This window comes from Rhodospirillales bacterium, from assembly GCA_016712595.1.
GTDB lineage: Bacteria > Pseudomonadota > Alphaproteobacteria > Rhodospirillales > Defluviicoccaceae > Defluviicoccus.
Map to the genome: position 1 here is coordinate 1 of JADJQT010000002.1, position 14,911 is coordinate 14,911.

Sequence of the window (14,911 nt, forward strand, 5' to 3'; positions counted from 1 at the left end):
CGGTGGCCTTGGAACAATGGGATACGGCCTGCCATCGGCGATGGGTGTGCAACTCGCCCACCCCGATGCCCTCGTCGTCGACATTGCCGGCGAGGCATCGATCATGATGAACATCCAAGAGATGTCGACGATTGCCCAGTACCGGTTGCCGGTCAAGGTGTTCATCCTCAACAACGAGTACATGGGCATGGTCCGGCAGTGGCAGGAATTGCTGCACGGCGGCCGCTATTCGGAAAGCTATATGTCGTCTTTGCCGGACTTCGTGAAGCTCGCCGAGGCGTTCGGGGCGGTTGGCCTGCGCGCGGAGCGACTCGAACAGCTGGACGACGTCATCAAGGAGATGATTTCGGTCGACCGGGCGGTGATTGCCGATATCCGCGTCGACAAGGCGGAGAACTGTTTTCCGATGATCCCATCGGGGGCAGCGCACAACGAGATGCTGCTTGGCCCTGAGGACAAGGCGGAACAGCCGATTTCGGAAGAAGGGATGGTCCTCGTATAACTGCCTGAGGCGGCTAATCGCCAGCGGCGCGGGCGCGCCACTGCGGTTCGCCCGTTGCTTGACCGGGACTTGCGGCCCCACGGGCCGGAGTAAAAATGAATTATCGAATAAGGATAACCGACCATGCCTGAGTCCGCTCGGCAGGAACAACATACGATTGCGGTTCTGGTGGACAACGAGCCCGGCGTTCTCGCCCGCGTCATTGGGCTTTTCTCGGGCCGCGGCTACAATATCGAGAGCTTGACCGTTGCCGAGGTTGATCAGCAAGGCAAGCTGTCGCGGATCACGATCGTTACGTCCGGCACACCAATGGTCATCGAGCAGATCAAGAACCAGTTGGGACGGCTCGTGCCCGTGCACCGGGTGAGCGACCTGACCATCGCCGGTCCCCACGTCCAGCGGGAAATGGCCCTCGTCAAAGTGCGCGGCGCCGGCGAGAAGCGCGTTGAGGCATTACGGATTGCCGACATCTTCCGCGCTCGCGTGGTCGATTCATCAAACGAATCGTTTGTTTTCGAGATCATCGGGAAGACGACGAAGCTCTCCGCATTCATCGGCCTCATGCAGCCGCTCGGGCTGATCGATGTCGCACGCACCGGCGTCGTTGCCATCGCGCGTGGGCCGGAGCCCTTCTGAGGGTCGGCGGCGAACGGCAGCTTTTCAACAGTATCGGTCCCAGCCGGGGCATCGGATGGGCCGGGATTAGTACGCGGGAGGACACAATGCGTGTTTATTACGATCGCGACGCCGATCTGAACCTGATCAAAGGTAAAAAGGTCGCGGTCATCGGCTACGGCAGCCAGGGCCATGCCCATGCTCTCAATCTTCGCGATTCCGGCGTGGCTGATGTGCGCGTCGCCTTGCGGCCGGGCTCAAGCAGCGTTGCCAAGGCCGAGAATGCGGGACTGAAGGTCGTGGGGCCCAGCGAGGCCGGCGCCTGGGCCGATGTGGTCATGATCCTCACGCCCGATGAACTTCAAGGCGGCCTTTATCGCGATCACCTCGCCGGTACTTTGAAGAAGGGCGCGGCGCTCGCCTTCGCGCACGGGCTGAACATCCATTTTCGCCTGATCGAGCCCCGTCCGGATCTCGACGTGTTCATGGTCGCGCCCAAAGGCCCGGGCCATACCGTTCGTTCGGAGTATGTGCGCGGCGCCGGTGTTCCCTCGCTGGTCGCGATCGGTCAGGACGCCAGCGGCAACGCCCTCGAACTTGCCCTCTCCTACGCCGCGGCACTCGGCGCCGGACGATCGGGTATCATCGAGACGACCTTCCGTGAGGAATGCGAGACCGATCTTTTCGGCGAACAGAGCGTGCTGTGCGGCGGATTGACGTCACTTATTCTCGCCGGATACGAAACGCTGGTCGAAGCGGGGTACGCGCCCGAGATGGCGTATTTCGAGTGCTTGCACGAAGTTAAACTGATCGTCGATCTGATCTACGAGGGCGGCATCGCCAACATGCGCTACTCGATCTCCAACACGGCCGAGTACGGGGACTATGTTTCCGGCCCGCGCATCATCGATGCTACGGTCAAGGCGCGTATGAAGCAGGTTCTGGACGACATTCAATCCGGCCGATTCGCCAAAGACTGGATGCTCGAAAACACTGCCGGACAGCCCAGCTTCAAAGCGTTGCGCCGCCGCGCCGCCGAGCACCCGATCGAGCAGGTCGGCGAGCGGCTGCGGGCAATGATGCCGTGGATCGGCGCTAATCGCCTTGTCGACAAGTCGAAAAACTAGCCTATTTGGGGTATATGGACCGCACTTGAGGAAACTTGGGTTTCCGGGAGCCCCCTCAGGTGCGGCAACCATAATCTGGTTGACAAGAAAAATCGTCCCATGTCACTTGTGGCGTGAAGCCCCGTCCGGCATGAAATTCGCTTTCGTTCCGACCGTGGCAGCGCCCTGACGTTGCAGCAGACATCGATGCGATGAGAGCCGTCGGCCGCTCAGCGCCACGAGACGTAATCGCGCCCCACGTCGCTGCGTGACCGAGTGGTGGGGGTTATGGCAAAGTCGCACCGACGCGGGCATAGCCGTCCATCCAGCGGTGGTGGGCGGTCAATCCAAAGCGCGACGCCGAGTGGCCGAGCGCGGCTGACTAAGGCGAGTCCTGAATCGCCCTCAGCAGGTTCATGACGTCTATTCTGCAGGGACTGATCCCGATGACTACCGCGAGCGACCCCAACCGAATCATCATCTTCGATACGACGCTGCGCGATGGCGAACAATCGCCCGGCGCTTCAATGAACCTGGATGAAAAGCTGCGGATTGCCCAGGTTTTGGAAGAGATGGGCGTCGACGTCATCGAGGCGGGATTCCCCATTTCGTCGCGCGGTGATTTCGAGGCCGTGCACCAGATCGCCAGGCAGGTCAAGTCATCGACGGTTTGCGGCTTGGCGCGGGCGGTACGCGGCGATATCGAGCAGGTCGCGGAGGCGCTCCGACCCGCTCCGCGCGGACGAATTCATACGTTCATTTCTACCAGTCCGCTGCACATGAAGTATAAATTGCAGTTGGAACCCGCGCAGGTCCTGGAGCGCATCGTCGAAAGCGTCTCGTACGCCCGGCGCTTTACCGATGACGTCGAGTGGTCTTGCGAGGATGGATCGCGCAGTGAGCACGACTTCCTCTGCCGGTGCGTCGAGGCGGCAATTGAAGCCGGCGCGGGCACGATCAACATCCCTGATACCGTCGGGTATGCAATTCCGACGGAATTCGCGGCCCTGATTGCGATGTTGCGCAATCGGGTGCCGAATATCGATCGGGCGATTCTCTCCGTGCATTGCCACAACGATCTCGGCCTTGGCGTTGCCAATTCGCTCGCGGCGGTGAACGAAGGCGCGCGGCAAGTCGAGTGCACGGTCAATGGCTTGGGCGAGCGAGCCGGCAACGCGGCAATGGAAGAGATTGTCATGGCGTTGCGCACACGCAACGATCTGATGCCGTATACTACCGGCGTGAGGTCGGAATTGATCATGCGCGCGTCGCGGCTTGTCTCGGCCATCACCGGATTCGTTGTGCAGCCGAACAAGGCGATCGTCGGCGCCAACGCGTTCGCTCATGAATCGGGCATCCATCAGGATGGCATGTTGAAGCATGCTGGAACGTACGAGATCATGACGCCCGAATCGGTTGGCCTGTCGAAGTCGAAGCTGGTGCTCGGCAAGCACTCCGGCCGTCACGCGTTCCGCGAAAAATTGAACGAACTGAACTACGAATTGGGTGACAATGCGATCGAGGAAGCATTTCGCCGCTTCAAGGAAATCGCCGACCGCAAGAAGGACGTATTCGACGAAGATATCATGGCGCTGGTCGATGACGAACTGACGCGTGTGGGCGATCGCATCAAGCTCGTCGCACTCGAGATCGAATGTGGCACGCGGCGCTCTCGAGCGACGATGACGCTCGAAATCGATGGTCAACGGCGGGAATGCGCGGAGAATGGCGACGGGCCTGTCGATTCGGCTTTTCGCTGCATCAAGCGGCTGTTTGAGACGCAAGCGCGCCTCAAACTGTATCAAGTACACGGCGTGACTGGCGGCACGGACGCCCAGGCCGAAGTGACTGTAAGACTCGAAGAACAAGGTCGGACGGTTAACGGGCAAGGCGCGGATACGGATACTGTGGTTGCCTCCGTTAAAGCGTACCTCCATGCATTGAACAAACTTATGGTCAAACGTGAGAAGCACGCGCCATCTGCACTGTCGGCTTGAACGCGATCGGTGAAACGGCCATTCTGCCGCAGTTTTGCATAGCACTATTTCGGATCCGGAGCGGACGCGCCGGTGCCCGACTTTCCGGTAAAGTAGCGAATTCAGCGATCGATCCAAGCGAGGGGCGATGTTCTCACGGCTATTCGGGTTTCTCTCGGCCGACATGGCGATTGACCTCGGCACGGCGAACACCCTCGTCTATGTCAAGGGCAAGGGAGTCGTGCTCAACGAGCCGTCCGTCGTGGCCATTGTCGAATACAAGGGCCGCAAGCAGGTCCTGGCGGTCGGCGAAGAAGCAAAGCTGATGCTCGGGAGAACGCCGGGCAATATTCAGGCGATTCGTCCGCTGCGCGACGGCGTCATTGCCGACTTCGAAGTCGCCGAAGAAATGATCAAGTATTTCATTCGCAAGGTTCATAACCGGCGCAGCTTTGCCAGCCCGCTCATTATTGTCTGCGTCCCGTCGGGCTCGACCGCGGTCGAGCGACGCGCAATTCAGGAATCGGCGGAACAAGCGGGCGCGCGGCGGGTTTTCCTTATTGAGGAACCGATGGCGGCAGCAATCGGTGCCGGCCTTCCGGTGACCGAACCGACAGGCTCGATGGTTGTCGACATCGGTGGCGGTACGACGGAAGTGGCGGTGCTATCGTTGGGCGGCATCGTCTATGCGAAGAGTGTCCGCGTCGGTGGTGATAAGATGGACGAAGCCGTGATCGCGTACATCCGACGAAATCACAACTTGCTCATCGGCGAGGCTTCCGCCGAACGAATCAAGGAAGAAATCGGCTCGGCCTGCCCGCCGGAAGACGGCGACGGCCAGACGCTTGAGATTAAGGGCCGCGATCTGATGCATGGAGTACCAAAGGAACTGGTGATCAGCGAGCGGCAGATCTCTGAAAGCTTGGCGGAGCCGGTGGGAACGATCATCGACGCCGTGAAGGTTGCGCTTGAGCATACGGCGCCGGAACTGGCGGCGGACATCGTCGATAAGGGCATTGTGCTTACGGGCGGTGGCGCGCTTTTGGCGAATATCGATTATGTGCTGCGACATGCGACTGGCCTTCCGGTCACGATCGCTGACGACCCGCTATCTTGCGTTGCCCTGGGAACCGGGCGCGTACTTGAAGAGATGAAAAAAATGCGCAACGTCCTTAGTACGATGTATTAGGGCGCAGTTTGGTGCTTGGATGTTCGTTTCCGCCGGTTCACAGTAGAATCCGAACGGGGTTTCAGGACCTGTCGCACGAACACGTTGTTTAACGCTGCCCTTAAAGTTTTGGCAACGCCAGGACCAAGTCCGGTATGCCCGCTGCTTTGAAATCGTTCTTTCACTGGTTTGTCTACGCGGGCCTCGTCGTGTTTGCCGGGGGGTTGATGTTGCTCGGCAAGGCAGACACGATCCTGATCGAACGGCTACGGCTCAAGGTAGACGACGTGGCGGTGCCGGTGCTCGAAGTTCTCTCCGAGCCCGCCGATGCGCTGGCACGGGTTTTGGAAGGTGCGCAACGTTGGATCAATGTTGCGGACGAAAACGCGCGGCTGCGCGAAGAGCGCGAACGCCTGTTGCGTTGGCAGGCGATTGCACAACGCCTGGAAGTCGAAAACGCTGGCCTTCGGCAGTTGCTCAAGGTTGTTCCGGAACCGCAGGCGACCTATCGGTCAGCACGCGTCGTCGCCGATTCGACCGGAGTCTTTGCTCAGAGCGTATTGATTAGTGCTGGTAGCCTTGCCGGCATTGAGCGCGGGCAAAATGTACTCACCGGTGAGGGTCTCGTTGGACGCATCGTTGGCGTTTCGGCTCGCGCATCCCGTGTTTTGCTGATTACCGACCTGAACTCGCGCGTGCCCGTGTTTGTTGGCCCATCGAACGTGCGAGCCGTGCTCGCCGGGGACAATTCGGAAAGGCCGAAACTCGTCCACATCGTTCCGGGTGCCGCCATAGAACCGGGGGATCTTGTGGTTACGTCGGGAATAGCCGGCGGATTTCCACCCGGCTTGCCGGTGGGATCGATCGACAAGGTCGACGATGAGGTTGTAACGGTCACGCCAAACATAGACCGCAACCGCCTAGAATACGTTCGAATTGCCGATTACGGCATGGATTTCCTGAAAGTTGATGCTCCGCTCGCGACGAAGGAAGAGCGGCCAAGCCAAGCGGCAGGGAACAACCTCGGGGGGGAGAGCGCCCAACGGACGGACGCACGACGATGAAGGCGTCTTTCTTGCGACGAGCTGATACGGTCAGTCGCCATCTTGTGCCGTGTGCACTGACGTTCGCGATGCTGTTCGTCGGTCTCGTCCCGCTGCATCTCCCATCGTTTCAGGCGGTGGCGCCGTCGTTGCCGTTAATCGCGGTATTCTACTGGACGCTGTATCGTCCAGACTTGATGCCGGTCCTTGCGGTATTCTTGATCGGCCTTCTACAAGATATCCTTGGGGGGCTACCAATCGGCGTAAGTTCAGTGACCTTTGTTTGTGTTCATGCTGCGGTCACAAGTCAGCGCCGGTTTTTCATCGGAAAATCGTTTAGCATTATTTGGCTCGGATTTACCGTGGTGGCAGTTGGCGCGCTTGCATTATCGTGGTTATTGAGCTGTGCATATTATGGCGCGAGCGTCTCGTTGCATGCAGTGGCGTTTCAGGTCCTGATTACCGTCGGATGCTTTCCAGTCGTCTGCTGGCTGCTCCTGCGCTGTCAGTTGTCACTGCTTCGTCAAATTTAGGCACATGGCGCGCGACCTTGATCGTCAGCGGCAGTTTACCCGGCGGGCACTGCTTCTCGCCGGCGGCAAGGCGGGGCTGCTCGCCATTCTCGCTGGCCGTCTCTATTACCTTCAGGTCGTTGATTCCGAGCGGTACCTGACGCTCGCCGAGGACAACCGGATCAATGTGCGGCTATTGCCGCCCCCACGCGGTCGAATTCTCGACCGGACGGGTCGGCCATTGGCGTCGAACCGGCAAGACTACCGCGTCGTCGTCGTCGCCGAGCAGACGTCCAGCGTCGAGGGAACCCTCGCCGCACTCGGCACCCTCGTTCCAATCAGTGACGGCGATCGCAAGCGAATTCTGCGCGAAATCGGACGCCAGCGTCAATTTGTGCCGATAACCGTGCGCGAAGACCTCGATTGGAACGACGTCGCCCGCATCGAAGTCAATTCGCTCGACCTGCCGGGAATCTCTGTCGAGGAAGGCCGAAGTCGCGAATACCCTTATGGTCCGGCTCTCTCGCATGTCTTGGGCTACGTCGGCGTCGTCTCCGAAGCGGATCTCGCGGAGGGGAGCGATCCGTTGCTCGAGTTGCCCGGTTTTCGGATTGGCAAAGCCGGGATCGAACGCAGCTACGAGCGAGTTCTCCGCGGCATCGGCGGTAATTCTCAGGTCGAGGTCAACGCGGTTGGTCGTGTCATCCGCGAACTCGACCGAACGGATGGGGAGCCGGGGGACGATGTAACGCTCGGGCTCGACCTCGATTTGCAGCAACTCGCGATCGACCGGATTGGCGACGAAAGCGGCGCGGTCGTTGTCCTCGATGTCGAGACAGGCGAAGTCCTGGCGATGGCTTCGACGCCCGGCTACGATCCGAGTGCCTTCGATCGCGGGCTGAGCAGCGAGGAATGGAAATTCCTTACAACCAATCCCAAAGCCCCGTTGATCAACAAATCGATCGCCGGCGTGTATGCGCCGGGGTCAACGTTCAAGCCCGTTGTGGCGCTGGCGGCGCTCGAAAAGGGCGTCCTCGATCCGAGCGCCACGGTGTTCTGTTCGGGGGCGTTTCGTCTCGGCGATGCCGTATTCCACTGCTGGAGGCGCGGCGGCCACGGATCGCTGGCGATGCGCGATGCGCTGGCGCAATCCTGTGATTGCTACTTTTACGAAGCTGCTCGCAGGGTTGGCGTCGACCGCATTGCTGAAATGGGACATCAGCTCGGTCTTGGCGCGCCGCTGGGGATCGATCTGCCCCATGAGCGTAGTGGCTTATTGCCGACGCGAGATTGGAAAACCGCAACGTTTGGCACCGGGTGGTCGGTCGGCGAGACGGTCATCACCGGCATCGGTCAGGGTTATGTTCTATCGACGCCGTTACAGTTGGCGGTAATGTCGGCACGCATCGCCAACGGCGGTAAGGCCATCGTGCCGCGGATGGTCCGTGATCTAGCCGTCGCTGAGCGCGCCGGGGTGGTGAAAACCGCGATCAACCTCGGCATCAGCGCCGCCCATCTCAAGGTCATCCAAGACGGAATGAACAACGTGGTGAACAGCGCCCGCGGGACAGCCAAGAGCGCGGCGATCCATGTGCCGGGTTTCGAGATGGCGGGCAAGACCGGAACGTCCCAGGTGCGGCGGATCTCCAAGGGTGAACGGCAATCGGGGGTGATCAAGAACGAACATTTGCCGTGGGAACGACGCGATCACGCTCTGTTTATCGGCTATGCGCCCGTCGCCCGGCCGCGTTATTCGTGTGCCGTCGTGATCGAACACGGCGGAGCCGGATCAAAGGCCGCTGCACCGATTGCACGCGATGTCCTTACGGCGGCGCAAACCCTGGGCGACAAACGGGTGGTTGGTGCGGACAAGGAGCGAACACCGGGGCCGCGGCGCGAGGGCTGACCGACAGTGGGATGGAATTCGTTGAATCGTCCAGGCGTGACGTTGGTGGACAAGCTCCTGCAGATCCGTTGGCTGTTCGTGCTGGCGATCTGCGGCGTTGGCGGTGCCGGCATCGCGATGCTGTATTCGGCCGGCGGCGGCAGCATGGAACCGTGGGCGATTCGCCAGTGCGTCCGCTTTATCATCGCGCTGCTTCTCATGATTACGGTCGCCGTCTGCGACATCCGGTTGTGGCTGCGCTGGGCGTACCCGATGTTCTTCGCCGCTCTCGCGCTGCTGGTCGTGGTCGATTTCGCCGGTTCCATCGGTATGGGCGCGCAGCGATGGATTGACCTTGGATTTATCAACCTACAGCCCTCCGAGTTGATGAAAATCGCGCTTGTCCTCGCCTTGGCGCGCCACTTCCACGGGTTTGCTTCGGAAGACGTGCGTCGCCCATGGCGGTTGATCATTCCCGCTTTGATGGTTTTCGTCCCCGTGGGGCTGGTCCTCAAGCAACCGGATCTAGGGACAGCCATCATGCTGCTGGCGGGCGGTGGAGCCGTCTTTTTCGCCGCCGGCGTCAGCTTGTGGATGTTTGGCGTGGTGCTTGCCGCAGGATTGGCGATGTTACCCGTCGCCTGGCAGTTTCTGCACGACTACCAACGCAACCGCGTGATGACGTTCCTTGACCCCGAGAGTGATCCGCTCGGCGCCGGCTATCACATCCTTCAGTCGAAGATCGCGCTCGGGTCCGGCGGGCTGTTCGGCAAGGGCTTCATCCAGGGCACACAAAGCCACCTCAATTTTCTTCCCGAAAAGCAGACTGATTTCATTTTTACCATGCTTGCCGAGGAATTTGGGCTGATCGGCTCCTTGGGTATGCTGGGGCTCTATATCGTCATCCTGGCTTATTGTTTTGCCATCGCGCTGTCCGCGCGAAGTCAGTTCGGCCGCCTGTTGGCAATGGGCATTGCGTCGACGTTCTTTCTTTATTTATTCATTAACATGGCGATGGTGATGGGTTTGATCCCCGTCGTCGGAGTTCCGCTGCCGTTGGTCTCCTATGGTGGCACGGCCGTCGTATCGCTGATGGCGGGGTTCGGGCTGGTAATGAGCGTCTATGTCCACCGCGACGTGATGATTAGTCGCCACTCGACGGGCACTGAGCGCTGAATGCCCGATGGCTGCACCGTCAACGTGTCATCGTCAATTGACGGCAAGCGCGATGGCCGAGCGATGCTGACGGCGCTCTCGTCAAGACACCTCTTGTCGCCACGGCGAGGCGCTTGCCGACGGAAGCGGCCGGCGAATTCCTGGCCAAACTTCAGGCCCCATTGCCGGATCGTCTCATGCGTTACCAATATGCCGCGGGCGGCCAGTATCTCCTCGATGATGCGCAGGCTCAGCGAAGACCGAAAATATAGCCTACTGCATAGCTGAACTTGGGCTCCATACCTCGGGGAAAGACTAGTCAGGGCTCCGTCGTCCTGTGCAGCTCCCGGCGGCCCAGGGTATAGGCGAGGTTTCATGCTCGGCTACCGAAGGCACATGCAGGCATAGGGGGTGCTCGGCGAGCCATCCGGGTCCGGCGATCATGATCACCACGGTGCGCGCCACAATCAGCAACTCGAGACGCAACCAAACCAGCGGTCGGCTGAGTGCCATCGCGTAGGCGTGGTCGTAGAACAGTTTGCGGCGGACGTCATCAAGGCAATGATCGCTACCGAGGTTGACCTGGGCAAAGCCGGTAATCCCCGGCAGGACGCCAAACAGGCGCTCGGCATAGAACGGAAGCGAGCTGTTCAGCGTGTGATGAAAGGTCGGCCGCTCGGGCCGCGGCCCGATCAACGACATCTCGCCACGGAGGACGTTGAGGAGCTGAGGCAGCTCGTCGAGACGGGAGCGGCGCAGGATGTTGCCGACGCGGGTCACCCGCGGGTCGTCGTCACTCGCCCACACAGCACCACTCATGCTCTCCGCATCCTCGCGCATGGAGCGGAACTTGATGATGCGGATCAGCCGGACATGATCATGGCCGCACTCGCCGATGCGAAGCTGGCGGAAGAATACCGGACCTTTGCTGTCGAGCTTGATCGCCAGCGCCGCCAGCGCAAACACAGGTGACGTCAGTGTCAGCAGCGTGATCGCAGCGGCGACGTCGATGGTCCGCTTGAGGATGCGCACGCATGGGTGGATGTGGCCCACCCGCCCCGCGGTCGCCGCTCCCATTGAAACCCCCGTCCATGCCAATGCTTGACCCGCACTCGCGGTAAGCGAAACGCTGCCGTGGCGCCGCGCACCGCCCCAGCCACAGCCCTCCCGGCCAAGAAGATAGCGGCAGGAGCCGACGAAGGCGGCGACATAGCCGGAGACGACATAAGAGATTCGATCGACGGTCCGTGGCCAACGGCCTCCAGGCCACAGAGTCGAGGCCACCGTCACGCCGCAGGCTGCCGCTGCAACAACCGCAGGCGCGGCAAACACCATCGCCTGACCGGCCAGTGCCAGGGAGCCCACGACCGCTAGCAGCAGCAGCAGCGGGGTGATGGCGCGCAGTCCCTTGCCGGAGGCGAAGGCGAAGGCCGTCCCACCGAAGCGCGGATGGATCAATTGCCGGAGGCGGAGCAGTTGCTGAAGATTTCCGGCGGCGATGCGCTGCCGCCGCCGGCGATCCTGCTCGGCGGTGGCACGTTCGAGCTCAATGGCGACGATGCGCGGATCGGAGACGGCGCGGGCGCCGTGGGCGACGATGCTCATCGGCAGCACGAAGTCGTCGTTGATGGTATCCGCGGCAAGGCTGCGGAACAGTCGGGCGCGGAACAGGTAGAAGGCGCCATGCGCGCCGATCGCCCCACCGACTACGGACTCCTGGTCGCGGAGCTTAGTTTGATACCCCCAGTACGCGGCCTCGCCAGCGCCGAAGGCGCGCAGCAGCCGATAGGTGCCGCAGACGACGCCGACCTGGGGATCGGTGAAGCGGCGGGCGGCGATGAGCAGCGCATCGACCGACACCAAGGCCGAAGCGTCGCTGAGGGCGATCACCTCGTCGCCCATCTCCGGGACCAGCGCATTGATCAACGCGAGTTTGCCGCGATTCACGCTGAATTCGCGAACCTCGACACGCAGGTGTCGGCATTCCGGCTGCTCCGCCACGGCGCGGGCGATGGCCGCCGTCTCGTCTCCGCATCCGTCGCAAGCGATGACGACGCGCAGGCGTTCCGCCGGATAGTCGAGGACAGCGAGATTGCGGATCTTATCGCCGATCACCGCAGCCTCGTTGAAAGCGGGGACAAGCACGACGACGCTGGGTAACAATCGATCTGCATCGGTCGGCCGATAGCGGCGCGGCGATACCGACGGAAGGGTGACAGGGTGGCGTCGAGCCCACGCCCAGAGCAGTGCAGGATAGATGGCGTGATGGTAGACAAGGAGGACAAGGCTCGCGACTGTCATGCCTGCGACGAGGGTCATCATCGCCGAACCGACGGAGTCAGGCAGCAAGCACGGCACGGTAGGCGGCTGCCATCGCGCCGGCATCGTAACCGTCGATGATAAAAGGGCGCAGCGTGGCATGGTTGCGCCGCTCGAAGGCGCGAACGAGGCCGGCCGCCAGGGCTTCGGCATTGCCGGGCTCGACGGCGATCGAAACGTCTGGTGCCAGTACCTCGCGGACCGCACCGACGTCGGTCGCCACCGCTGGAATCCCGCACGACTGCGCTTCCAGCAGCGCCAACGGCAGGCCTTCGGCCTCCGACGGCAGGCAGAACACATCGAGTGATTGGTAAAAGGCTTCCATGTTGTCGGTATGACCGAGAAAATGGCATCGTTCATCCACCCCCAAGGCGATTGCATGCTCCTGCAAAGCCGCCCGCATGCTTCCATCCCCGGCAATCGCGAGTTCAAACGTGTCGGGCAGACGTGCGATCGCGTCGATCAGCAGTTTATGTCCCTTGACCGGCTCAAGGCGGCCGGCCGAGCCGATGAGCTGTGTCGCCAGCGGTAGGCCCAGCACCCGGCGCGCCGCCAGCTGATTACCCGGGCGGAAGCGCGTGGTATCGATGCCGTTGGCGATGATTATCGGCCGGCTCGACGGGATCGCTGCAACGAGGGCGGAGGCGACCATCGCCGCGTCGGCAATCAGATGCGGGCGCAGTAGCGCCAGCGCTGCGGTCTGCAACGTTCGCCGCCGTCGCGATTGAAGGTGCCAAGCATCGTGCTCGGTATGCACCAGCCGGCGCACACCAGCGAGCCGCGCGGCAAGGCCGCCGTAAAGCAGCGGGCCGATGTGATGCGTGTGCACTGCGGTGGCGCCAATGCGGTGCAGCAGCCGGGCAAGGGTGAGCACGGTGGAGAAGTCGCGACCGGGTGGCTTGGCGAGTGCATGCAGCCGTGGACCCACCGACGAGACCCTCGGCCAAAGAGCCGTTAATCGCTCGATGGTGTTTTCCAGGCTGACGACATGAACCTCGACGTCGCCGGCGAGCAACCGCTCAAGTTCGAGGACCATCACCTGAATTCCCCCAGGCTCGAGTTCCTGGACGACCTCGACAACGACGGGACGCATGCAAGTCTTCCTCACGACGCCGAAATCTTGATCGGGTGAACGGAGGCGGAGAAGCGGCTGTCGTGAGCCCCACTCGGCGGGCCGTCGTCATCCGTGGCCGAAGCCTTGGCCGCTGTCGGCGCGCCGCTGGGCGGCAAGCGGGGAATGCGGGCAAGCACCGGCGCGTTGGTGGCGCGCTCGACGTCTGCCCGCGAGCGCACTGCGTCATCGGCGAACTCAGCAGCAATGGCCAATCCGAGGCCGAGCGCAATGCCCCCGGCAATGCCGGCAATCAGGAACAGGCTCGCCGTTGGGCCGACCTCGACGGGCAGGTCCGGCGGCGCGTTGATTTTGACGCGATCGCCGGCTTCAAACGTACCGAGGTCGCCAGTGACCCGGGCAAGTTCGAAGCGCCCGACCAGCTTGTCGTAGATTTCCTTCTCTGTCGCGAGCGCGCTCTCCAGGTTGGTCAGCTCCGACTGCACGTCGCTCTGGTTGGCGACCGTCTGCTCCGCTTCGGCGAGGGCGCGCTCGAGCTGCATCACCTCCACACGCAGAGAAATTTGCTGTGCCCGCGCCGCACGCACCGGCTCGAGCTGCATGGCCAGGCGCTGTGACGGCGAAGCGACGCCGGACCCGCCAGCCTGGAGGTGTTGCCGCTGCTCCCTCAGCGTTTGCAGTTCGCGCTGCAGGGCCTGGAGTGTGGGATGACGGTCGGTGTACTTCGATCGCAACTGGGCGATCTGCCCATAGAGATCGGCAATCCGCTTGTCGAGTTCCTCGGCGACCGGGTCGGGCGGTGTGAGTGTCGCTTGCAGGTCCGCTAGCGACGCGTCGGCACCGGCCAACGCCGTGCGGCGGTCTTCGAGCATTTTGCGGACTTCGGTGAGGTGGGCAACGTTGGCCGACTGAACCTCGGGCAGGCGAGCGGCGTTACGGACGCGGAAATCGGCGAGACGCTGTTCGGCCTTGCGCAGCAGCGGCCCGCGCTGCTCGATCTGCCGTTCGAGAAACTCAAGACTACTGGCGATCGACGAGCGTTCGGGGGCGGTAAGCTTCTCGATGAAGCGGGTACCGATCTGGCTGAGCTCCCGGTCGAGTGCGTTCGCCGAGTGCCCGCGCAACCGCAACTCAACGAGGTCGGTGCCGATCAGCTTGATCGCGAGGCCATTCGACAGGCGGGAGACCACCGAGTCGCGGTCCGTCTGAGAAGTCGCCTCGGTAATCTCGCCAAGATCGAGAGCGACTCTCTCCAGTACCTGCGAGTGGTGGACGAGTGAGTTGAGCACCGGCATCCGCTCCTGCAAGCGGGTACCGACGGCGAGATCGCCAAGGTAGGGACTCTGCTTCGCAGGTTCCTGCACCATGATCGTCATCTGCGTCTCGTAGGTGCGCGGGGCGTAGTGGCCGACGACGAAGCCGAGTGGCGGCAGCAGCAGCATCGGAATAAGAACGAGGAACCGCCGCCGCCATCCGGCGGCGAGGAGCAAATGAAGGATTTCCGGAAACGACCTATGCATCGCCGGCCAGCCCGCGCCGCGAGTCAGCAATGCGCGGT

The 14,911-nt window shown here is 61.9% G+C and carries 12 protein-coding genes; 9 read left to right on the forward strand and 3 right to left on the reverse strand.

Annotated elements, in window-relative coordinates; genetic code table 11:
- The 9 genes from IPK66_11955 to rodA all read left to right on the forward strand — a co-directional run.
- On the forward strand, positions 1-502 hold a 502-nt coding region (locus tag IPK66_11955), incomplete at its 5' end, for an acetolactate synthase 3 large subunit (GenBank protein MBK8175944.1).
- Positions 503-625: 123 nt separating this feature from the next.
- A complete protein-coding gene (ilvN, locus tag IPK66_11960; protein MBK8175945.1) occupies positions 626-1,138 on the forward strand; it encodes an acetolactate synthase small subunit in 513 nt (170 codons plus the stop codon).
- 86 nt (positions 1,139-1,224) lie between these two features.
- On the forward strand, positions 1,225-2,244 hold the full coding sequence (gene ilvC, locus IPK66_11965) for a ketol-acid reductoisomerase (GenBank protein ID MBK8175946.1): 1,020 nt from the start codon (positions 1,225-1,227) through the stop codon (positions 2,242-2,244).
- A gap of 425 nt (positions 2,245-2,669) precedes the next feature.
- Positions 2,670-4,220, forward strand: a complete 1,551-nt coding sequence (locus IPK66_11970; GenBank protein MBK8175947.1) for a 2-isopropylmalate synthase — start codon at positions 2,670-2,672, stop codon at positions 4,218-4,220.
- Between the two features lie 127 nt (positions 4,221-4,347).
- A complete protein-coding gene (locus IPK66_11975) occupies positions 4,348-5,388 on the forward strand; it encodes a rod shape-determining protein (GenBank protein MBK8175948.1) in 1,041 nt (346 codons plus the stop codon).
- A gap of 134 nt (positions 5,389-5,522) precedes the next feature.
- On the forward strand, positions 5,523-6,431 hold the full coding sequence (mreC, locus tag IPK66_11980; GenBank protein ID MBK8175949.1) for a rod shape-determining protein MreC: 909 nt from the start codon (positions 5,523-5,525) through the stop codon (positions 6,429-6,431).
- Positions 6,428-6,943, forward strand: coding sequence for a rod shape-determining protein MreD (gene mreD / locus IPK66_11985; GenBank protein MBK8175950.1), 516 nt, complete (start codon positions 6,428-6,430; stop codon positions 6,941-6,943). Before mreC ends, mreD begins: the two co-directional genes overlap by 4 nt.
- 4 nt (positions 6,944-6,947) lie before the next feature.
- Positions 6,948-8,828, forward strand: a complete 1,881-nt coding sequence (gene mrdA, locus IPK66_11990) for a penicillin-binding protein 2 (protein ID MBK8175951.1) — start codon at positions 6,948-6,950, stop codon at positions 8,826-8,828.
- A gap of 6 nt (positions 8,829-8,834) precedes the next feature.
- Positions 8,835-9,983, forward strand: a complete 1,149-nt coding sequence (gene rodA / locus IPK66_11995) for a rod shape-determining protein RodA (protein MBK8175952.1) — start codon at positions 8,835-8,837, stop codon at positions 9,981-9,983.
- 294 nt (positions 9,984-10,277) lie between these two features.
- Here the strand turns inward: rodA and IPK66_12000 are convergent, their stop codons facing one another.
- Genes IPK66_12000 through IPK66_12010 form a run of 3 tightly spaced genes read right to left on the reverse strand, consistent with a single transcriptional unit; the run spans position 10,278 to position 14,873 of the window.
- A complete protein-coding gene (locus IPK66_12000; protein ID MBK8175953.1) occupies positions 10,278-12,311 on the reverse strand; it encodes a sugar transferase in 2,034 nt (677 codons plus the stop codon).
- Positions 12,301-13,374, reverse strand: a complete 1,074-nt coding sequence (locus IPK66_12005; GenBank protein ID MBK8175954.1) for a glycosyltransferase — start codon at positions 13,372-13,374, stop codon at positions 12,301-12,303. Before IPK66_12005 ends, IPK66_12000 begins: the two co-directional genes overlap by 11 nt.
- Before the next feature lie 11 nt (positions 13,375-13,385).
- The gene (locus tag IPK66_12010; protein MBK8175955.1) at positions 13,386-14,873 is read right to left on the reverse strand and encodes a hypothetical protein; all 1,488 of its coding nucleotides are present in this window, start codon (positions 14,871-14,873) and stop codon (positions 13,386-13,388) included.
- Positions 14,874-14,911 lie beyond the last annotated feature (38 nt).